The 19,478-nt window shown below is 70.4% G+C and carries 17 protein-coding genes; 9 read left to right on the top strand and 8 right to left on the bottom strand.

The window, feature by feature from the left end; translation table 11 throughout:
* Positions 1 to 161: 161 nt before the first annotated feature.
* On the bottom strand, positions 162 to 587 hold the full coding sequence (locus I596_RS02390; RefSeq protein ID WP_067643647.1) for a hypothetical protein: 426 nt from the start codon (positions 585 to 587) through the stop codon (positions 162 to 164).
* 171 nt (positions 588 to 758) lie between these two features.
* Here I596_RS02390 and lspA point away from each other — a divergent pair, with 171 nt between their 5' ends.
* From lspA to I596_RS02345, 9 genes are all read left to right on the top strand, one after another.
* Positions 759 to 1,256: a signal peptidase II gene (lspA, locus tag I596_RS02385; RefSeq protein ID WP_067643644.1), complete on the top strand. Its 498-nt coding sequence runs from the start codon at positions 759 to 761 to the stop codon at positions 1,254 to 1,256.
* A gap of 9 nt (positions 1,257 to 1,265) precedes the next feature.
* Entirely contained in the window at positions 1,266 to 2,213 is a 948-nt protein-coding gene (gene ispH, locus I596_RS02380) for a 4-hydroxy-3-methylbut-2-enyl diphosphate reductase (RefSeq protein ID WP_067643641.1), read from the top strand.
* A gap of 127 nt (positions 2,214 to 2,340) precedes the next feature.
* A complete protein-coding gene (locus I596_RS02375) occupies positions 2,341 to 2,964 on the top strand; it encodes a GspH/FimT family pseudopilin (protein WP_067643638.1) in 624 nt (207 codons plus the stop codon).
* Between the two features lie 11 nt (positions 2,965 to 2,975).
* Complete coding sequence (pilV, locus tag I596_RS02370; protein WP_190278966.1) at positions 2,976 to 3,506, top strand: type IV pilus modification protein PilV; 531 nt, start codon at positions 2,976 to 2,978, stop codon at positions 3,504 to 3,506.
* Positions 3,507 to 3,520: 14 nt separating this feature from the next.
* Positions 3,521 to 4,816, top strand: a complete 1,296-nt coding sequence (locus I596_RS02365) for a PilW family protein (RefSeq protein WP_067643630.1) — start codon at positions 3,521 to 3,523, stop codon at positions 4,814 to 4,816.
* 17 nt (positions 4,817 to 4,833) lie between these two features.
* Entirely contained in the window at positions 4,834 to 5,511 is a 678-nt protein-coding gene (locus I596_RS02360) for a pilus assembly PilX family protein (RefSeq protein ID WP_150131977.1), read from the top strand.
* A gap of 10 nt (positions 5,512 to 5,521) precedes the next feature.
* Entirely contained in the window at positions 5,522 to 9,175 is a 3,654-nt protein-coding gene (locus I596_RS02355) for a pilus assembly protein (protein WP_067643625.1), read from the top strand.
* 67 nt (positions 9,176 to 9,242) lie between these two features.
* Positions 9,243 to 9,650 carry a type IV pilin protein gene (locus I596_RS18665; RefSeq protein WP_067643622.1) on the top strand — a complete coding sequence of 136 codons (408 nt, stop codon included), beginning with the start codon at positions 9,243 to 9,245 and terminating at the stop codon, positions 9,648 to 9,650.
* 96 nt (positions 9,651 to 9,746) lie between these two features.
* The gene (locus tag I596_RS02345; protein ID WP_067643620.1) at positions 9,747 to 11,534 is read left to right on the top strand and encodes an ABC transporter transmembrane domain-containing protein; all 1,788 of its coding nucleotides are present in this window, start codon (positions 9,747 to 9,749) and stop codon (positions 11,532 to 11,534) included.
* A 36-nt stretch (positions 11,535 to 11,570) separates the two neighbouring features.
* Here the strand turns inward: I596_RS02345 and I596_RS02340 are convergent, their stop codons facing one another.
* From I596_RS02340 to I596_RS02310, 7 genes are all read right to left on the bottom strand, one after another.
* Positions 11,571 to 12,320, bottom strand: coding sequence for an S-methyl-5'-thioinosine phosphorylase (locus I596_RS02340; protein ID WP_067643618.1), 750 nt, complete (start codon positions 12,318 to 12,320; stop codon positions 11,571 to 11,573).
* Complete coding sequence (locus tag I596_RS02335; RefSeq protein WP_067643615.1) at positions 12,317 to 12,856, bottom strand: hypoxanthine-guanine phosphoribosyltransferase; 540 nt, start codon at positions 12,854 to 12,856, stop codon at positions 12,317 to 12,319. Before I596_RS02335 ends, I596_RS02340 begins: the two co-directional genes overlap by 4 nt.
* A gap of 4 nt (positions 12,857 to 12,860) precedes the next feature.
* A complete protein-coding gene (nagZ, locus tag I596_RS02330; RefSeq protein WP_067643612.1) occupies positions 12,861 to 13,874 on the bottom strand; it encodes a beta-N-acetylhexosaminidase in 1,014 nt (337 codons plus the stop codon).
* An 82-nt stretch (positions 13,875 to 13,956) separates the two neighbouring features.
* Positions 13,957 to 14,472: a CYTH domain-containing protein gene (locus I596_RS02325; protein ID WP_067643610.1), complete on the bottom strand. Its 516-nt coding sequence runs from the start codon at positions 14,470 to 14,472 to the stop codon at positions 13,957 to 13,959.
* An 11-nt stretch (positions 14,473 to 14,483) separates the two neighbouring features.
* Positions 14,484 to 15,782, bottom strand: a complete 1,299-nt coding sequence (gene rlmD / locus I596_RS02320; RefSeq protein ID WP_067643607.1) for a 23S rRNA (uracil(1939)-C(5))-methyltransferase RlmD — start codon at positions 15,780 to 15,782, stop codon at positions 14,484 to 14,486.
* A 64-nt stretch (positions 15,783 to 15,846) separates the two neighbouring features.
* Positions 15,847 to 16,446 carry a YdbL family probable chaperone protein gene (locus I596_RS02315; RefSeq protein ID WP_067643605.1) on the bottom strand — a complete coding sequence of 200 codons (600 nt, stop codon included), beginning with the start codon at positions 16,444 to 16,446 and terminating at the stop codon, positions 15,847 to 15,849.
* A gap of 22 nt (positions 16,447 to 16,468) precedes the next feature.
* A complete protein-coding gene (locus tag I596_RS02310; protein WP_150131976.1) occupies positions 16,469 to 19,237 on the bottom strand; it encodes an intermembrane phospholipid transport YdbH family protein in 2,769 nt (922 codons plus the stop codon).
* Positions 19,238 to 19,478: the final 241 nt, after the last annotated feature.

The raw sequence follows: 19,478 nt of genomic DNA, 5'->3' as shown, positions 1-19,478 counted from the left end.
GCCGGCGACGAAGGCGCTATCGCCTCGGGCGGCGATCGATCGTGCGCCGTCGTACGCGCTCGTCCCGGGACTTCTCGCGCCTGCGTGACGGGACGGCAGCGCAGGAACGAGAACCGTGGCGGACCGGCCGGTCCATCGAATCCGCCACGGTGGGCTGCCGGTTACTGCCCGGCCGGGAGGGCCGCCAGCTTCTCGTTGAGATCGCGCGTCAGGCGGGCGATTTCGAGATCCGGATTCTGCGGCGCCTGGCCAGCGCGCTCGAGCATGCGGTTGGCGACGTTGCGCACGGTCTCGTTGTCGGTCTTGGCCAGCACGCTGCGATAGAGCGCCGGCAGCTCCGAGGCGCGGTTGGACTGCAGGTAGACCCGCGTCAGCGCGCGCAGGTCGCCGAGCACCGCGCGTTCCTCGGCCGTGGCCTTGAATGCGAAGTCGCGGTGGCGGCGATGGACCGGCTTGCCGGCCGTATCGGGCGCCGCGACCGGGGTCTGGTCCTGCGCGAAGGCCGGCGCGACGGGAGCGGCGGTCAACAGGATGCCGGCAAGAGCCAGCGCCAGCGTCGTGGAAGAAAGCGTCTTGCTGATGTTCATCGTGGGTGCTCCAGGGGGGATGGGGTGGTGCGGACAGATCAGACACCTTTTGGCCCTCCACATGGCCCGCGAATCTGCAAGATCCACGAAAAGATCGGTAAAGTGCCGCCCCGGGCCTGCTCCCTGAACGGGGCGCGCCGGCCCGCTCCCTCCGCACATCACGCCTGCCTCATGACTGTTCGTCCCAACGCCTTGTCCTGGCTGCTGCTTTCGCTGGTCGTCTTCGCAGCCGACCAGGCCACCAAGGAAATCGCCTTGCGCAGCCTGGCCCCGTACGAGCCGCACGTGGTGATCCCGGGCCTGCTCAACTGGACGCTCGCGTTCAACACCGGTGCGGCGTTCAGCTTTCTCGCCGGTGCCGGCGGCTGGCAGCGCTGGCTCTTCACCGCCCTCGCCATCGGCATCAGCGCGCTGCTGGCCACCTGGCTCGCGCGCACGCCCCGGGGCGACTGGCGCAATGCGCTGCCGCTGTCGCTGGTGATCGGCGGGGCGATCGGCAACCTGGTCGACCGGCTGCGCCACGGCCAGGTCACCGATTTCATCGACGTGATCCTCGGCGGCTGGCATTTCCCGGCGTTCAACATCGCCGACTCGGCCATCTGCGTCGGCGCCGTGCTGCTGGTCCTCGGCGGGCTGTTCGGTGGGAAAACCACCCCGGCTGGCGGATAATCACGGCCCATGCAGGTACTACTGGCCAACCCGCGCGGATTCTGCGCCGGTGTCGACCGCGCGATCGAGATCGTCGAGCGCGCAATCGACACCTTCGGCGCGCCGATCTACGTGCGCCACGAAGTCGTCCACAACCGCTTCGTCGTCGACTCGCTGCGCGCACGCGGCGCGGTGTTCGTCGACGAGCTCGACGAGGTGCCGGACGGCGCCACCGTGATCTTCAGCGCACACGGCGTCTCCCGCGAGATCCGCGACGAGGCCGCGCGCCGGCAGCTGTCGGTGTTCGACGCCACCTGCCCGCTTGTCACCAAGGTGCACATCGAGGTGGCACGGCACGGCAAGGCCGGGCGCGACGTGGTCCTGATCGGGCATGCCGGCCATCCGGAAGTCGAGGGCACGATGGGCCAGTGGAGCACCGCTAACGCCGGCCGCATCTACCTGGTCGAAACGCCCGAATGCGTGGAACGGCTGGAGCCGCGACGGCCGGACCACATCGCCTACGTCAGCCAGACGACGCTGTCGGTGGACGACACCCGGGCGGTGATCGAGGCCCTGCGCCGGCAGTTCCCGGCGATCCTGGGCCCGCGCCACGACGACATCTGCTATGCCACCCAGAACCGGCAGGACGCCGTGCGCCGGCTCGGCCAGGAATGCGACATCGTGCTGGTGGTCGGCTCGCCGAACAGCTCCAACTCCAACCGGCTGCGCGAGCTGGCGCAGAAGCAGGGCGTGGCGGCCTTCCTGATCGACGGTGCCGACGACATCCGCCCCGAATGGGTGCGCGGCCACGCCCGCATCGGCGTCACGGCCGGCGCGTCGGCACCCGAGAGCCTGGTCCGCGGCGTGGTCGAGCGGCTGCGCGAGTGGGGGGCCGGCGAGGTGCGCGAACTCGACGGCGAGCCCGAGAACGTCACCTTCGCCCTGCCCAAGGAACTGCGGCTCAAAGTGGTCGGCTGAGGCCAGCGGCGGCGCCGGCGCGCCATTCGTCCGCCAATTGCTACCTCGTACCCGATAGCGGTTGCCTGCGCCCGCCCGGCTGCCTAGCCTGCACGCTCGCACCGTTCGGCTCCGCCCAGGGGGAGCAATGCCCGCAGCACCTGCGTCACGCCACCGCCGAGGCCGGACCGCCGCGCGCGGCTTCACGCTGATCGAGATGATCACGGTCATGGCGCTCCTGGCGATCCTCGCCGCCATCGCGTTTCCGGGCTTCCGCGAGCTGACGGTCAACATGACCGTCACGGACACCACCAACGACCTCGTCGGCGCGCTCAACCTGGCCCGCTCGGAGGCCGTCAAGCGCGGCCGGCCGGTGGCGGTCATCGCCAACGGCGGCGACTGGTCGGCCGGCTGGCAGGTCGTGTCGGCACGGATGGAGGACGGCACGCTGCAGGCGGTCCCCACTTCGCCCGGTGACGAGGCCGCCTGCGCTGCCGACATCGAGAACGGCGTCTCGATCTGCATGCGCCACCGCGGCCCGGTCGCTGCCGACTACCGCATCCTCGGCGCCGCCTCGGGCGGCGGCGAGGACGGCGTGGTGCTGTTCGGGATCAGCGGCGACCTGCGCCAGGCCGCCAGCTTCGACCTCAACGTCTGTCGCCCGCCGAGTGATTCGGGCGACGCCGGCTCGCGGCACATCGCGATCGCCGGCAGCGGCACGATCACGTCCCGCCGCGACACCACCGGCTCGCCCGCGGGCAGCTGCACATGAGCGACGCACCGATGAAGCGAATACTGCGACCGTCCCGCGGCTTCAGTCTGCTGGAAGTGCTGGTTGCATTGCTGATCTTCAGCCTGGGGCTGCTCGGCCTGGCCGGCCTGCTGGTCGTGTCGGTCAAGGTCAACAACGGCGCCTACATCCGCACCCAGGCCAATTTCCTCGCCCAGTCGCTGGCCGACCGCATGCGCGCCAACATGCCCGCGGTGTGGGAGAACGGCTACGACGGCGACTACCCGGAAACCGGCACGCCGCCGGCCTGCGCGGTCGGCGCGGCGTGCTCGACCGACGACGTCGCCACGCGCGACCGCACGCTGTGGAGCCAGCAACTGGTCGACCTGATGCCCAATCCGACCGCCACGGTCCTGTGCGAGCGCAACTCGGCCACGGTCGTGTCGGCCGTCAGCCAGCGCGACCGCACGCCCTACGACGGGCTGTGCACGATCACGATGCAATGGACCGAAGCCGGCCTCGACACACAGGACGAGGACGCCGGCACACGGCAGCAGACCTTCGCCTGGGTGTTCCAGCCATGAGCACGCGGCCTGCAATGACCGGTCGGCGTCACGCGTCCACCGGGCGCCGGTACGCGTCCGGCTTCAATCTCGTCGAGCTGATGATCGCGATGGTGCTGGGCCTCCTGCTCAGCCTGGGCCTGGTCACGCTGTTCAGTGCGACCAACACGACCAGCCGCGTCCAGGATGCGCTGGCCCGGATCCAGGAGAACGGACGCTACGCGGTCACGCGCATCGACAGCGACCTGCGCATGATGAACGGCCAGTTCCGCAGCAACAGCAGTCCGATGAACTGGCGCCCGACCAGCAACGGCCCGGTCTACCGCTCGGCGGCGCCGATCGTCAACACCACCGCCGCGCTGGTGTTTCCGGACCTGACGGTCGCCGCGCCGGCCGGCTGGCCCGCCGACACGGTCTATCCGCTGAGCTCGCGCTTCTTCGCGCAGGGCTACGAATGCGGCAGCGGCGACTGCGATCCCGCCGTCCCGCCCGCGCCGTTCCTGCCGTCGGCCGGCAGCGCCGCCGGCGAGCGCGTCACCGGCGCCGACGTGCTGACGCTGCGCTACCAGCGCGGCACCGGCTGGGGATACCGCGTGGTCGACCCGAGCGTCGTGCCGCCGCAGCTCGAACTGACGACCGTCACCGGCGACGACCCGCTCAACTTCCAGAGCGGCGACCTCGCCCTGCTGTCCGACTGCAGCGGATCGATGATCGTCCAGGTCGACGCCGGCGGCACCATACTGACGCCGACCAACCTGATCGAGGCCGACCAGTTCAAGCCGAGCCCGGGCACGGGCGCCTGCGATCCGCGCGTGTTCAACTTCTCCCGCGACTTCGTCAGCGTCACCTACTGGCTGCGGCTGGACGCCGACCCGGCCGTTGACGGCCGCGTGATCCCGGCATTGATGCGCAACCAGAACGGCGAGGTGCAGGAGCTGGTGCAGGGCGTGGAGCGGCTGGACTTCCTCTACGGCATCCAGAGCACCGACGGCGCGATGGCCTACCTGACCGCCGACGAGGTCGACAGCCTCGGCGACAACGCGACCTGCTTCCCGCCGGCCAACCGCTTCGAGTACGTCCTGGGAACCGGCTACCTGGAACCGGGCTGCCTGTGGCGCACGGTCCGCAGCGTCGAGGTCCATGCGCTGTTCAACACCGTCAACGACCTCAACACGATGGCGGTGGCCGATACCGCCTATCGCTACAGCATCGACGGCACGACCGAACCCACGCCACCGGGCGACACGATGCCGGTCAGCCAGCTTCCCTCCGGCCGCATGCTGCGCAAGGAGTTCATCTCCCTGCTGTCGGTGCGCAACGGCAACCAGTGATCGCCCGCGAGATCGCCATGAAACCTTCCCGCCTGCCCCGTCCCGTCTCCGTGCCCGCGCGCGGCGCCGTGCTCTTCGTCGCCCTGATCTTCCTGATCCTGCTGACCCTGCTGGCACTGACCGCCTCCAGCACCTCGGTGCTGCAGGAACGCATGACCGGCGGCATGCGCAACCGGCAACTGGCCCTGATGGGCTCGGAGAGCGCCTTGCGCAACGGCGAGTTCTCGCTCTGGTCGTCGCCGACCGGCGCCGAGAGCGCCTTGCCGCCGTGCGGCTTCGGCCTGAACACGACCGGCGAGATCTGCCAGTGGACGCGCATCAACGGCGAGCCGCGGGCGGAGGTCCTGGCGTTCCGCTCCAGCCGCACCTGGGACGATGCGCCGAACGGCAGCTACGAGTACGGCCCCGCGCTGCACGGCCTCTCCGGCGATGCCGAGACCGCCTCGCTGGCCTCGCAGCCGCAGTACCTGGTGGAAGGGCTGGGCCTGGACATGTCCGGCTACGAAGGCATGACCGGACGCATGGGCGGCGCGCGCCTGCAGGAGGCCGGCGGTACCGGCCCCAATCCGAAGCGCGCGCTCTACCGCGTCACCTCGCGCAGCCAGGGTGGCAGCAGTGCCGCCGCGGTGCGCGCGACCGAGTCGGTGTACTCGATGTACACCACCAACAACCAGTCCAATCCTTCGGGACCGTGAGGATCCGGCGATGAATGCAACTTCCCTGTTCGACTCGGCCCGCGTGACGCTGCAGGCCGGCGCGCTGTGCCTGCTGGCCGGGCTGGCCGCACCGGCCGGCGCCGAGACCGTCGACCTGCATCCGACACCGCCGGACCTGACCTCGACCGTCGCACCGAACCTGATGCTGACCCTCGACGACTCCGGCTCGATGGGCCGCAACTTCATGGGCGACCAGCGGCCGTACTCCGGTGCCGGCTGGGGCGCGACCGACCAGCAGAACACGACCAGCGACGCCTCGTATCCGTCCGGCGGCGGCCCGTACCTGTGCGCCGGCATCATCGACCCGCGCGTGACCGATCCGGACAACCCGCGCTCCTGGGCGATGAACGGCGCGTACTACAACGCGACGGCCGGCGTCGTGTACGACCCGCCCCTGCTCGTCGACGGCGTCACCAAGATGCCCAATGCGCCGTTCGCCGCTGCCTGGGACAACGGCATCGTCCACAACCGCCCGAGCAGCCCCAGCGCCAGCACGACGCGCAATCTCGGCAGCGGCTCGCGCTTCTGCGGCAATTCGGCCGGCTACTACCGGCTCAAGGACACCGTCGCGTTGACGCTCGACGCCGATGGCCGCATCGATACTGCGAGCCGGACCCGGCTGTTCACGTCCGGCAACTGGGAGTGGGTGAGCATTGCGACGGACGGCACCGCGGCACAGAAGCAGAACTTCGCCAACTGGTACTCGTACTACCACACGCGCCACCTGGCCTCGAAGACCGCCGTCTCGCGCGCGTTCGCGCCGTTCGACGAGAACATCCGCGTCGCCTGGCAGAACATCAACAGCAACCAGATCAACAACAACACCGCGATCTACAAGTTCCGCAACGAGACCGCCAACACCAACGTCCGCACGCGCTTCTACAACTGGCTGTTCAGCTCGCCGGTCTCCGGCGGCACGCCGAACCAGGCCGCCACGGTCCGTGCCGGCGAGTTCTTCCGGCGCGACACCGGCAGCCGCGACACCAATCCGTACTGGGACCGCGATCTCAACCGCGAACTCAGCTGCCGCCAGAACTTCCACATCAACATGAGCGACGGCTACTGGAACGGCGGCACCAGTACGACGGATACCAACGACCGCTCGCCGGCCACACGCGACCTGCCCGACGGGCGCACGTATTCGACCAGCGACACCGAGAGCTCGATCTTCTGGCACGAGAACGGCGCCGACGCGCGCAGCATGGCCGACATCGCGTTCCATTACTGGGCCACCGACCTGCGCCCGGACTTCGCCGACGACGAACGGACCCGGCTCAAGGTGCCACCGTACATCCCGGACCGCTCGACCGACCTGTTCGGGCCGGCGCTGGCGAATGGCGAGGACCCGCGCGACAACAAGGAAATCTACTGGAATCCCGCCAACGACCCGGCCAGCTGGCCGCATCTGGTCCAGTACATGATCGGCTTCGGCATCTCCGGCACGATCCCGAAGAACGAGAACACCTACGAGCGCCTGCGCCGCGGCCAGCTCACGTGGCCGGAGACCGTCGCCGGCACCGACGACGCGCGCAAGGTCGACGACATCTGGCACGCGGCAGTCAACAGCCGTGGCGAGTTCTTCGCGGCCAGCAACCCCAACGAGCTGGTCTCGGCGCTGAGCGCGATCATCTCCAACATCATCGCGCGGCGCGGCTCCTCGACCGCGCTGTCGGCGACGATGGCGATCCTGACCTCCGGCACGCAGGGCTTCTCGGCCGGCTACGACACGACCGACTGGTCCGGCGTGCTGACCAAGTCCAATCTCGATCCGACCACCGGCGAGGCGATGGCGCCGCTGTGGGATGCCGGCTGCGTGCTGACCGGCGGCAACTGCGTGACGACCGGCCAGTCGGGTCTGCCGGTCACCGATCCCGCCCGGCGCAAGATCTTCACCTGGAACGGCAGCGGCGGCATCCCGTTCCTGTGGGGGAGCCTGAGCTCGGCCCAGCAGACCGCGCTCAACAAGCATCCCAATCCGTCGGTCACGGCGCCGGACGACCTCGGCAGCCGTCGCGTGGACTACCTGCGCGGCGTGCGCACCGCCGAGACCGAGGCGCCGCTCTTCCGTCGCCGCGGCTCCGTGCTCGGCGCCATCGTCAACTCGCAGCCGGTCTACGTCTCCGGCCCGACCGGCGGCTGGGAGGACAGCTTCCCGCCCGGCTCGCCCGAGGCCGAGGCCGCCGATCCGGCCACCGGCGCGGGTAGCTACGCGGAATTCATCTGGAACTACCGCGACCGCGCGCCGACCGTCTACGTCGGCGCCAACGACGGCATGCTGCACGCCTTCAACGCGGTCAACGGCAGTGAGCGTTTCGCCTACGTACCCAATACGCTGTTCGGCACCGGCAAGCTCAACCAGACCACCGACAAGGCCAACGTCGTCAGCGTCGACGACATGCCGGTCGTGCAGGACGTCTTCATCAACAACCAGTGGCGCAGCGTGCTGGTCGGCTCGCTGCGCCTCGGCGGCCGCGGCATCTATGCACTCGACGTGACCGATCCGGACAGCTTCGGCGCGGGCAACGTGCTGTGGGAGTTCTCCGACCATTCCGACGGCGGCGAGGCCCTGGGCTATACCTACGGCTCGGCCAACATCGCGCGGCTCAACAACGGCAAGTGGGTGGTGCTGGTGTCGAGCGGCTACTACCCCTCGTCGAACCCCGATCCGTACGGCTTCCCGGACCCGGCGCGCCTCGACGAGAACGCCGATCGCACCTCGCTGCTGATCCTGGACCTGGAGACCGGCGCACTGATCCGCGAGATCCAGACCACCGGCGCCGACACCACGTTCGGCCTGTCGACGCCGGCCGGCTACGATTCCAACGGCGACCAGGTCGACGACGTCGTCGTCGCCGGCGACCTGGCCGGCAACCTCTGGCGCTTCGACGTGTCTTCCGCGGACCCGTCAGCCTGGTCGGCCGACCTGATGTTCAAGACCTACGGCGGCGGCAATCCGGGCGATGCCGGCCGGCAGCCGATCTCGGTGATGCCGGTGGCGATGCGCGACTTCGCGACCTTCAAGCCGGTCTGGATCTTCGGCACCGGCAAGTACCTCGGCAAGGACGACCGCTCCAACGAAGGCACGCCGTCGAACGAAGGGCCGCAGGCGTTCTATGGGATCCGCGACTACGGTCCCGGCGCCGCCGAGTACCCGATCACCGCCGACCAGCTGGTCGAGCAGGAGCTGACGCAGGACGGCAACAACCGTTCGATCACGTCGAACTCCGTACCGGCGTCGAACCGCGGCTGGAAGATCCCGCTGGACATCGATACCGAGGTCAGCGAGCGCAGCGTCATCGGCATCACGCCGCTGTACGCGAGCAATCGCGCCGTGCTGACGACCTTGATCCCGAAGGGCGACGACCCCTGCGATCCGGGTCGCCGCGGTTCGGTCATGGTCGTCGATGCGGCAACCGGTGGCGTGCCCGGCAACGGCTTCGGGGGCATGCCGTACCTGGCCGGCGCGCAGTCCGATACCGTCGGCGTCGTCGTCAATTCCACGGCGATCCCGATCAGCGGCTATCCCTCGCTGGTCAGTCGCCTCGGCGCCTCCAGCCTCGTCATGCCCGGCATCCCCGAAGTGCAGATCCCCGACGCGCCCAACTACCGCGGCGCCTGGCGCGAGCTGCTCGACCTGTTGTGACGCCATCGGCCGGCGGCGCCTCGGCGCTGCCGGCCCTGCCCTACCGAAGCTCAATCAGGGGTCCGCGATGTACATCCGCAAGAAGAAGGGTTTCACGCTGCTCGAGCTGATCATCGTCGTGGCGATCATCGCCGTCCTCGCCGCGATCGCGCTGCCGGCCTATGGCCGCTACGGCTTCCGGGCGCGCCGCGCCGACGGCCACGAGCTGCTGCTGCGGATCGCCGCCGCCCAGGAGCGGTTCTACACGAACCGCAACCGCTACGGAACGGACATGGCCGAGCTCGGATTCGCCGGCGACGCCTCCGAGCGCGGGTTCTACACCGTGGCGATCGCGACCGCCAACGGCGACCAGACCTACACGCTGACCGCGACACCGCAAGGCGTGCAGTCCGAGGATGCCTGCCTCGACCTCACCCTGACCAGCACCGGGCTCAAGGACCAGAGCGGCGAGGCGACCAACGGCAACTGCTGGTAGGCCAAGGCCGGCCGCGCCGGGCGAAGCGGCTGCCGAGGGCTTGAAACCGGCCGCCGCGGCATCCATGCGAGGACGCACGTCCTGCGGCCTTCGTCCATGTCCTCATCCTCCGCGGCGCCGCCGCGCAAGTTCGGCACGTACCGCCGCCTGCTGCCCTATCTCCGCGAGCAGCGCGGACTGATCGCCGGCTGGCTGGTCTTCCTGGCCATTTCCTCCGCGGCCACGCTGGCGCTGCCGGCGGCCGCGCGCTTCATGATCGATCGCGGCTTCAGCCAGACCGATCCAGCCTTGCTCAATGCGGCGTTCATCGGCCTGTTCGCGGTCGCGGTGGTGATGGCCATCGCCGGGGCCGCGCGCTTCTACTGCGTGACCCTGCTCGGCGAGCGCATCGCCGCGGCCTTGCGCGCGCGTCTCTACACGCACCTGCTGACCCTCGACCAGGCGTTCTTCGAGCGCACGCGTTCGGGCGAGCTGGTCTCCCGGCTCGCCGCCGACACCGAGCTGGTGCAGACGGTGGTCGGCTCGACGCTGTCGCTGTCGCTGCGCAGCGTCGTGATGCTGGTCGGCTCGACGACGATGCTGATCGTCACCAGCCCGCGCCTGGCCGGACTGACCGCGCTGGTGATTCCGGCGGTGATCGTGCCGATCGTCTTCCTCGGCCGCCGCGTCGAGCGGCTGTCGCGCGAAAGCCAGGACCGCATCGCCGATGCGTCGGCGGTCGCCTCCGAATCGCTCAACGCGATCCACACGATCCAGGCCTACACGCGCGAGCCGCGGGAAGCCGAGCGCTACGGCGACGCGGTACGGCACGCGCTCGCCACGGCACGACGGCGCATCGGCACCACGGCCCTGCTGACCGCGCTGGTGATCCTGCTGAGCTTCGGCGCGATCACGCTGGTGTTGTGGGCGGGCGCCCATGCCGTGATCGCCGGCGACATGAATGCCGGCGTGCTGGCGCAGTTCGTGCTGTATGCCGTGGTCGCCGCCGGCTCGGTCGGCGGGCTGACCGAGGTCTGGGGCGAGCTGCTGCGCTGCGCCGGCGCGCTCGGCCGCATCAGCGAACTGCTCGACACGCCGGCCGCGATCCGCTCGCCGGCCGCACCGCGGCGCCTGCCGCAGCCGGTGCGCGGGGCGCTGGCGTTCGAGTCGGTCGGCTTCCGCTATCCGTCGCGGCCGGACCGCCCGGCGATCGAGGACCTTTCGCTGCGCATCGAGCCGGGCGAGACCGTGGCCCTGGTCGGCCCATCCGGCGCCGGAAAGACGACGCTGTTCCAGTTGCTGCAACGCTTCCACGATCCGCAGCACGGCCGCATCACGATCGACGGCGTGGACCTGCGCGAGCTCGACCTCGCCGACCTGCGCGCGTGCTATGCGCTGGTCCCGCAGGACCCGGTGCTGTTCGGCGCCAGCGCCGCCGACAACATCCGCTTCGGCCGGCTGGACGCGGACGAGGCGGCGATGATCGCGGCCGCCCGGGCCGCCGAAGCCAGCGAGTTCCTGGAGAAGCTGCCGGAACGCTACGCGACCTACCTCGGCGAACGCGGCGTCCGGCTGTCCGGCGGGCAGCAGCAGCGGGTGGCGATCGCACGTGCCGTGCTGCGCGACGCGCCGATCCTGTTGCTCGACGAAGCGACGTCGAGCCTGGACGCGCAGTCCGAACGCCTGGTGCAACAGGCGCTCGACCGCCTCATGCGCAATCGCACCACCCTGGTCATCGCCCACCGGCTGGCCACGGTCCAGCAAGCGGACCGCATCGTCGTCCTCGATGGCGGGCGGATCGTCGCCCAGGGACGCCATACCGAACTGATCGCCCAGGGCGGTCTCTACGCCGAGCTGGCCCGGCTGCAGTTCGATGTCGCGCCGGCGGCGCCGGCCGACGCGTGAAATCCGGGTGCCGCGCGCGCCGGACGGCGCGGCCGGTCAGTCCGCCAGCAGCGCCGAGAGGATCATCGGGACCTGCGCGGTCGCCGCCTCCAGGTGCGCGAAGATCTCCGGCAGGCTGATCTCCTGCTGGTCGCCGCAGCCGGCGGCCCAGTTGGCGACCAGCGCCAGGCAGGCATAGTCCAGCTCCAGCTCGCGCGCCAGCGCGGCCTCGGGCATGCCGGTCATGCCGACCAGGTCGCAGCCGTCACGGCGCAGGCGCGCGATCTCGGCCACCGTTTCCAGGCGCGGCCCCTGCGTCGCGCCATAGCAGCCGCCGTTGACCACGGCGACACCGGCCTTGCGCGCGGCGACCAGCAGCTCGGCACGCAGGCCGGCGCTGTACGGGTGGCTGAAATCGACATGGCGCACTTCGGCGCCCTCCACGTCGCAGAAGCTCGACAGCCGCCCATGCGTGTAGTCGATGATCTGGTCCGGCACCACCACGGCGCGCGGCCCCATGTCCTCGCGAATGCCGCCCACGGCGTTCACCGCGACGACGCGGCGGGCACCGAGGTGGTGCAGCGCCCAGACGTTCGCGCGGTAGTTGACGCGGTGCGGCGCCACCGAGTGGCCTTCACCGTGGCGGGCGAGGAAGGCGATCCGCTTGTTGCCCACGCGCCCGATGACGATCCGGTCCGAGGGCGTGCCGAAGCGCGTGTTGACGACGTGCTTCTCGGCATCCTCCAGCCCGGGAAAGCGGTAGAGGCCGGTGCCGCCGATCACGGCCAGGTCGATGATGTCGCTCATAGTGCGTAGATTCCCGGCAGGTTGCGGCCTTGCTCGTGATAGTCCATGCCGAAGCCGAACACGTAGCGATCGGGCACTTCGACGCCGACGAAGTCGGCGGCCAGCCCCGGCACGGTGCGGCCGTGCCGCTTCTCGCAGAGCACGGCGATCAGCACGCGCTGCGCGCCCTGCTCGAGGCAGAAGTCGCGGATGCCCTTGAGCGTGGTGCCCTCGTCGAGGATGTCGTCGACCAGCAGCACGGTGCGGCCGCCGAGCAGCAATGCCGGCTGGCGCAACCAGACCAAGCCGCCGCCCAGGGTGCCGCCGCGGTAGCGCGTCGCGTGAACGTAGTCGAACTCCAGGCCAGCCTTGATCCGCGTCGCCAGCTGGCCGGCGAAGACCAGGCCGCCTTGCATGACCGGCAGGAACACCGCGGTCTCGTCGCCGAGATGTGCGTCGATCTCGCGGCCGACGCGCGCGATCGCCGCGGTCAGCGCCGCCTCGTCGTGGACCAGCTCGGCGCGCTGCCGCGCGGTGGTGAAATCGATGTCGCTCATGCTCTCAAACCCTCGCTGTGGCATCGAGCGCGGTGACGCGCGCGATGAAGCTGTCCCGCTGCGGATTATCCACCAGTGCCTCCCAGGCCTGCGGTGCCGCTCCCTGCAGCAGCGCCAGGCGCCCGGCCGGACACGCCGGCACCTGGGCGGTGGCGTCCAGCGCCTCGGCCACGATCGACGGATTGCAGGCCAGCACGAGGTCGCAGCCGGCCTGCCGGTGCGCCTCGATCCGTGCCGCGATGCCACCGACGCCCTCGGCGGCCGCCATGCCGATGTCGTCGCCGACGACGAGCCCGCGGAACCCCATACGCTCGCGCAGCACCTCACCGATCCAGACCGGCGAGAAACCGGCCGCACGGCCATCCACCGCCGGGTAGAGGACATGGGCCAGCATGACGGCTTCGGCACCGGCGGTCACCGCGTCGGCAAACGGCAGCAGGTCGGTCCGCAGCAGCTCGTCGAGCGGGCGCGGATCGACGGCGGCGTCGAAGTGGGTGTCCTCGGCCACCGAGCCGTGTCCCGGGAAGTGCTTGAGCGTGGCGGCCATGCCGGCGATGCGCATGCCGCGAAGGTAGGCGAGCAGCAGCTCGGACACGACCAGGGGATCGGCATGGAACGCGCGTTCGCCGATGGCGCGGTTGCCGCGCGCGAGGTCGGCCACCGGCGCGAACGAGATGTCGACGCCGATCGCCCGCATCTCGCTGGCCATCAGCCAGGCGTGTTCCTCGGCCAGCGCCACGGCCAGCGCCGGATCGCGGTCGTGGATCTCGCCGATGCGCGCCAGCGCGGGCAGGCGCGTGAAGCCGTCACGGAACCGCTGGACCGGGCCGCCCTCCTGGTCGACGCAGACCACGAAGTCCTGCGGGCGGCATTCGCGGATCGCCTCGATCAGCGCGGCGACCTGCTGCCGATGCTCGAAGTTGCGCGAGAACAGGATCACGCCGCTGACCTGCGGCTGCGCGAGCCACGCGCGGTCGACGGTCGTCAGCGTCTTGCCGGGGATTCCGATGATCAGCATGGGCGTTGCACGAAGGTAAGGGTTGAATGCGTCGCTGTCTTGACCGGATGCCGGCAGCCGGGTGGCCAACCGGCGGCGTGCCTCACGGCAGGTCCTCGCCGGCCCGCTCGGACGGTGTCCAGCGCGTGTACGGGCGATCGACCAGGTTCACGTTGTAGTAGCGCGGCAGGTGACTGACCTCGCGACCGAGCCAGTCCGGCGCCGGATGCCGCCGGTCCTCGGCGTCGAGCTCGATCTCCGCCACCACCAGGCCGGCATTGTCGCCGAGAAACTCGTCGACTTCGAACACGTGGCCCTCGATCGCGACGAAATGCCGGACCTTCTCGATCCGTCCACCCGCCAATGCCAGCATCGCCTCGGCGTCGTCCGGCGGGATGGGATACTCGAACTCCTGCCGCGTGATGCCGACCTGCAGCGACTTGATGTTGAGCCAGGCGCGCTCGCCGGCGATGCGCACGCGGACCGAACACCGCGGCGCACCCGCAATGCCCGGCAACGGCCCGGCCAGATAGGCCTGGACCATCCGCAGGCGACGCGAGGCCTGTGCGCGCCAGGTCTCGCCGGCGACCAGGAACTTGCGTTCGATCTCCACGGCCACGGCGCGTCTCCTCAGCGCTCGAACAAGGCGATCGATTCGACGTGCGCCGTATGCGGAAACATGTCCATGACGCCGGCCGTGCTGAGGCGGAAGCCGTGGCGCTCGACCAGGATACCGGCATCGCGCGCGAGCGAGCCGGGATGGCAGGACACGTAGACGACGCGATCGGTGCCCTTGCGCGGCAGGTAGTCGAGCACCGCGGCGGCGCCCGATCGCGGCGGATCGAGCAGCAGCTTGTCGTAGCCGGCCTTGGCCCAGCCGGCGGCGCGCTGGTCCTGCGCGAGATCGGCGGCATGGAACACCGCGTTGTCGATGCCGTTGTGGCGCGCGTTGTCACCGGCACGCGCGACCAGGCCGGCCTCGCCCTCGACACCGACGACACTGCCGGCCCACCGCGCGATCGGCAGCGTGAAATTGCCGAGGCCGCAGAACAGGTCCAGTACGCGATCGTCCTCGCGCAGGTCGAGCAGGTCCAGCGCCTGCGCGAGCATGCGCTGGTTCATGCCGGCGTTGACCTGGATGAAGTCGAGCGGCCGGAACATCAGCTCGACGTCCGCCGCCGGGATGCGGAAGCGCAGGTCGATCCGCTCCGGTTCGAGTGCCTGGACGCTGTCGGGCCCCTTGGGCTGCAGCAGGATCGCCAGGTCGTGGGTGCGCCCGAACGCGACCAGCCGGGCGCGATCCTCGTCGCCGAGCGGCACCAGGTGCCGGAACACCAGTGCCGTCGTCCGGTCGTCGGCGGCGATCTCGATCTGCGCGATCTCGCGCTTGGCGTCGAGACCGGCGATCAGTTCGCTCAAGGCTCCGATCCGTTCGCCCACCTGCGGCAGCAGCGTATGGCAGACCGAAAGATCGGCGACGAAGCGCGGGTCCTCCTCGCGGAAGCCGACCAGCACCTTGCCCTTTTTTTCGACCCACTTGACCGAAAGCCGGCCCTTGCGCCGGTAGCCCCAGGGTGCGTCGGTCAGCGGTTCCAGCCAGGTCCGCGGGGCCACCTTGCCGATCCGCTCGAAATTCTCGGCCAGCACGCGCTGCTTGGCGGCGATCTGCCGGTCCGTCGGCAGGTGCTGCAAGGCGCAGCCTCCACAGGTGCCGAAGTGCACGCAGCGCGGCTCGATGCGCTCGGCCGAGCGCACCAGCAGCTCCTCGACCTTGGCCTCGTCGAAGCTGCGATGCCTTCGCACGATGCGGATGCGTGCGCGCTCGCCCGGCAGCGCGCCGGCGACGAAAACGGCCTTGTCGTGGAGGCGGGCGACCCCGCGGCCATCATGGGACAGATCGGTGATATCGACTTCGGCTAGCGGCTGCATGGCGGAAACGACGAACGGCCCGCCGCGAGCGGCGGGCCGTTGCAGGGATACGGGGGAGTGCGGGCTACTTCTGCTTCCAGGCGCCGGAAGCATCCTGATAGTACCAACCCGGACGCGCCTGCTGCAGCCACTGCTTGGCGAAGGTCTCGCGGATCTGCGCCTCCCACTCCGGATGGTCGTTGGCGACGGCGATCTCGCGATAGACCGCCTGGCGGTCGCGATTGTCGTCGGCGACCGCCTGGTTGAGCGCGGCGCGCTCGGCCAGCGGCACGGCAGCGGCATCGCGGATCGCGATCTGGCCGTCGCGCGTCAGGCCGACGGCGCCCGAGGTGAACGCGGCCGCGAGGCGGCCGTCGAAGCGCTGGCGCATGCGCGTCTGGATCGCCTGCAGCTGCGGCGTCTGGATGCTGAGGTCCGGCGTCTGCGCCTGCGCGCTGGGAATCAGCAGGTCGATCAGCATCGCGCCGGGCGGCTTGGGCTCGTGCTTGGTCTCCGGTTCCGGCTCGACCGGCTTGCCCTCCGGCACGTCGCCGAACACCTTGCCGACGAACTGCTCGGCCGCCTTCTCGGCGGCCGCGGCGGGAAAATAGACGTTGATCGTCACGCAGGCCACCGGCAGCGCAGCTGCCAGCGCGAGTGCGGACCAGACGACGAGCTTGCGCATGCCTACTCCTTCGTTGACGCGTTCATTCGATGATCGGGCCCTGCCCCGAGGTCGCCTCACGGATGCGCTCGACCAGCACCGGCCAATCGACACGACGCCGATGGCCGACGATGCTGATGCGCGGAAGCCCGGCGCCCTCCACGATAGTGTAGCCGTCCCCGGCTGAACCCACCGGCGCGGACGCCGGCTCGATGCCGGCCATCGTGCAGACCTCGGCCTGGAGCCGGCAGCGGATACCGAAGCGCCGATAGCCGAAGGTGTCGAACAGTTGCAGCGCCATCGTCTGCAGGTTGGCGGTCAGGCCTCCACCGCCGCCCAGCGAGGCGACGTCGTTGACCGCCTTGTAGCTCATCCGGCCGCCCCCTTTCGTGCGCAGCCAGGCGTCGAAGCCGACCAGGCCCCAGTCGACCAGCCGCAGGTCGGCGATGGTGCCGTCCAGACGGCCGGTCATGCCACCGAGCGAGAACGCACTGGTCACCTGCTCCAGGTCGAAATTCTGGAAGTGGATGTCGGCGGCCAGCGACGGTGCCACGCCGAACGGGCGCTCCAGCCGCAGGCCGCTGAGGCCGAGGTAGCCGTCGAAGACGTACAGGTCCAGGCCGCCGCGCAGCTCCACCGTGTCGCCCGCCAGCACCACTTCGGGAATGCCGCCGGAGAGGTTGCCCGGAAAGCTCGGCCAGCCGAAGACCTTGGAGAGCTGCGCCATCTCGATCGCCGCGATGGCGAACGAGGCGCTGTAGCGCTCGCCGCGCGGCGAACGCGGCAACAGGTCCAGGCGCTCCAGCCGGATCTGCCCGCCCAGCACGTCGATGCCGATGCCCTCGACCAGGGCGAGCCGTCCGCGACGCGACGCGAACCGGGCGCTGGCACCGCCGAGCGGAATCTGCAGCAGCTCCATCGACCGCCACTGCAGCGCGGTGGGCGGCCGGTCGGCGCGATGGCGCCAGTCGATACCGCCGTCGAGCCCGGTCACCGCGAAGCGGCCGCCGCCGTCGTGCAACGTGACCGAGCGCGCGGCGAAATCGAGCCGCTCCAGTCCGTCCGCGCCGAAGGCCAGATGACCGGACAACGCGCCATCGGCGGCGATCTCGCCATAGCCCTTGGCCGCCAGCGCGCTCTGCGCATAGCGTGCCAGCGCCGGCGCCAGTTCGACCTGGCGCAGGTCCAGCTCCAGCGCCGCAACGCCGGGCACCTCGCCGAGCGCGATGCGCGCGCGCGCATGCACGTCGAGCACACCGGGATCGCGCCAGTCCAGGGCATGGACGTCGATCCGGCCATCGGCCAGTTCGGCATCCAGGCCGACGGCGACCGGTGTCGACGGGAAGCGGACGTAGAGGGCGCCGGCCAGCACCTCGCCGCCTTCGATCCGCGCATCCACTCGCAGGCGTGGCTGTGTCACCGGGCCTTCCAGCTGCAATGCGCCGCCGACGCCGAGGCCGGCCGCAGCGTAGAGGCCGTCGGCGCTGTCGTAGCGGAGCCCGCTGGCGGCAAAACGGGCCTGCAGCCAGGGACCGCCGTTCTCGCGCAGGTCGATGTCCAGGCGGTCGAGCACCACCGTGCCCCCCAGTACGGCCAGTTGTGCCGGTTGCGCGAGCGCCAGGCCATCAGGGCGCAGGTGCAATGCCACGCTGCCGCGACCGATACCGACGCCGGCCACGGTTGCGGATGTCCAGCCGAGCCGGCTGACCGCGCTTTCTCCTTGCCCGGCCCAGGCCAGGCGGCCGTGCAGGTTCTGCCACGCCGCCGCCGTGCCGTCGCGCACCGTCACGCCGTCCAGGTCGACGGCGAACCCAGCCAGGCGGCCTTCCTCGGCGCGCAGGCTCGCACGCACGGCGCCGGTCACCTGCAACCGATCCAGCCCGGCAGCGCGCCAGGCGGATCGGCCGTAGCGCTGCACCGCCCCCGGAAGCCGCGCACCCTCGACATCGAGCGCCAGGCGGACCAGCGGCGCCGGAGCCGCGGGATCGAGCGAGGCGCTGCCGGTGGCGACCAGGCCATCGGCATCGCCCCATTGGAAACGATCGATCTCCCAGCGACCGTCAGCACCTTCCTGCAGCGCCAGTTCCAGATCGGCCGGCGCATCGGCCAGACGGATGCGCTCGCCGCCCCCGCTCAACGTGCCGTCGACGAAGCCGACCTGCGCGTGGGCCCGCATCCGCCCGTCGATCCACTCGACCTCGGCCTGGCCGTGGCCGTCGAGTTCCTCGATCCCGAACGCGCGCGCGGCGTCCTCCAGACCCAGGTCGGCCACCGCGAAGCGCCCGTCGACTCGCTCGCCCGGCGTCCAGTGCAGGTCGGCATCGACGTCGCCGCCCAGCAGCCGCATCCGCGCGGGCAGCCAGGCCGAGAGCGCCTCCTGCAACGGTGCCAGCGGAAGCCGCTGCACCTGGATGTGGACCGGACCGGCATTGCGCGGCACCGTCAGGTCGATGCGGGCCGCGCTGCCGATGAAGGCCAATCCGATCTGCTGCGGATCGGCCCGTACCTTCAGCTCGCCGGCAAGGCCGGCGCTCCGCAGCGGCCCCGCACAACCGCTCTCCTCGCCGCGCTGCTGCAGCTGGCAGCGCCATGCCAGCGCATCGCCCGACCAGCGCAACGCCGGCACGGCCAGCCGCGCCGCCTCGACGACGACCTCGCCGCTCGCTTCATCCACCTGCAGCCGCAGGTCGGACGCCTGAAGCGCCGGGCCGTCGATGCGGTCCACGGCCAGCGCCAGGCGGCCCGCGCGCACCGGCGCGGGCAGCAATGCGGCGACGAGGATCGCGAGCGCGAGGCCCAAACGGACTGACATTGACGGGTCCATCATGACGGGCCATTCTGACATCAGGACCTGTCATTCACTCCCGGGCCGGTCGCGTTGGTCCTGAAACGTCGTCAGGAGGTGTTGCGTGGCGCCACGCCTGACTGGCCGTCAGGTCCAGCCACGAACGCACGCTGGCGGCGTTCCAGGACCAACCCGCACGGCCGCTTTTGCGCGTGTTCGGGGTCTGGACGAGCAGTTCCCGGACACGCAAACGTGGCGAGGCCTGCCC

The organism is Dokdonella koreensis DS-123, from assembly GCF_001632775.1.
GTDB classification, from domain to species: Bacteria; Pseudomonadota; Gammaproteobacteria; order Xanthomonadales; family Rhodanobacteraceae; genus Dokdonella; species Dokdonella koreensis.
Note: the sequence above shows the minus strand (reverse complement) of the source record. Positions and strands in the feature narration are given on the sequence as shown.

Coding starts and splice junctions, on each gene's coding strand:
- I596_RS02390 (WP_067643647.1), bottom strand. CDS start 587: ATGAACATCAGCAAGACGCTTTCTTCCACGACGCTGGCGCTGGCTCTT.
- lspA (WP_067643644.1), top strand. CDS start 759: ATGACTGTTCGTCCCAACGCCTTGTCCTGGCTGCTGCTTTCGCTGGTC.
- ispH (WP_067643641.1), top strand. CDS start 1,266: ATGCAGGTACTACTGGCCAACCCGCGCGGATTCTGCGCCGGTGTCGAC.
- I596_RS02375 (WP_067643638.1), top strand. CDS start 2,341: ATGCCCGCAGCACCTGCGTCACGCCACCGCCGAGGCCGGACCGCCGCG.
- pilV (WP_190278966.1), top strand. CDS start 2,976: ATGAAGCGAATACTGCGACCGTCCCGCGGCTTCAGTCTGCTGGAAGTG.
- I596_RS02365 (WP_067643630.1), top strand. CDS start 3,521: ATGACCGGTCGGCGTCACGCGTCCACCGGGCGCCGGTACGCGTCCGGC.
- I596_RS02360 (WP_150131977.1), top strand. CDS start 4,834: ATGAAACCTTCCCGCCTGCCCCGTCCCGTCTCCGTGCCCGCGCGCGGC.
- I596_RS02355 (WP_067643625.1), top strand. CDS start 5,522: ATGAATGCAACTTCCCTGTTCGACTCGGCCCGCGTGACGCTGCAGGCC.
- I596_RS18665 (WP_067643622.1), top strand. CDS start 9,243: ATGTACATCCGCAAGAAGAAGGGTTTCACGCTGCTCGAGCTGATCATC.
- I596_RS02345 (WP_067643620.1), top strand. CDS start 9,747: ATGTCCTCATCCTCCGCGGCGCCGCCGCGCAAGTTCGGCACGTACCGC.
- I596_RS02340 (WP_067643618.1), bottom strand. CDS start 12,320: ATGAGCGACATCATCGACCTGGCCGTGATCGGCGGCACCGGCCTCTAC.
- I596_RS02335 (WP_067643615.1), bottom strand. CDS start 12,856: ATGAGCGACATCGATTTCACCACCGCGCGGCAGCGCGCCGAGCTGGTC.
- nagZ (WP_067643612.1), bottom strand. CDS start 13,874: ATGCTGATCATCGGAATCCCCGGCAAGACGCTGACGACCGTCGACCGC.
- rlmD (WP_067643607.1), bottom strand. CDS start 15,782: ATGCAGCCGCTAGCCGAAGTCGATATCACCGATCTGTCCCATGATGGC.
- I596_RS02315 (WP_067643605.1), bottom strand. CDS start 16,446: ATGCGCAAGCTCGTCGTCTGGTCCGCACTCGCGCTGGCAGCTGCGCTG.
- I596_RS02310 (WP_150131976.1), bottom strand. CDS start 19,237: ATGTCAGTCCGTTTGGGCCTCGCGCTCGCGATCCTCGTCGCCGCATTG.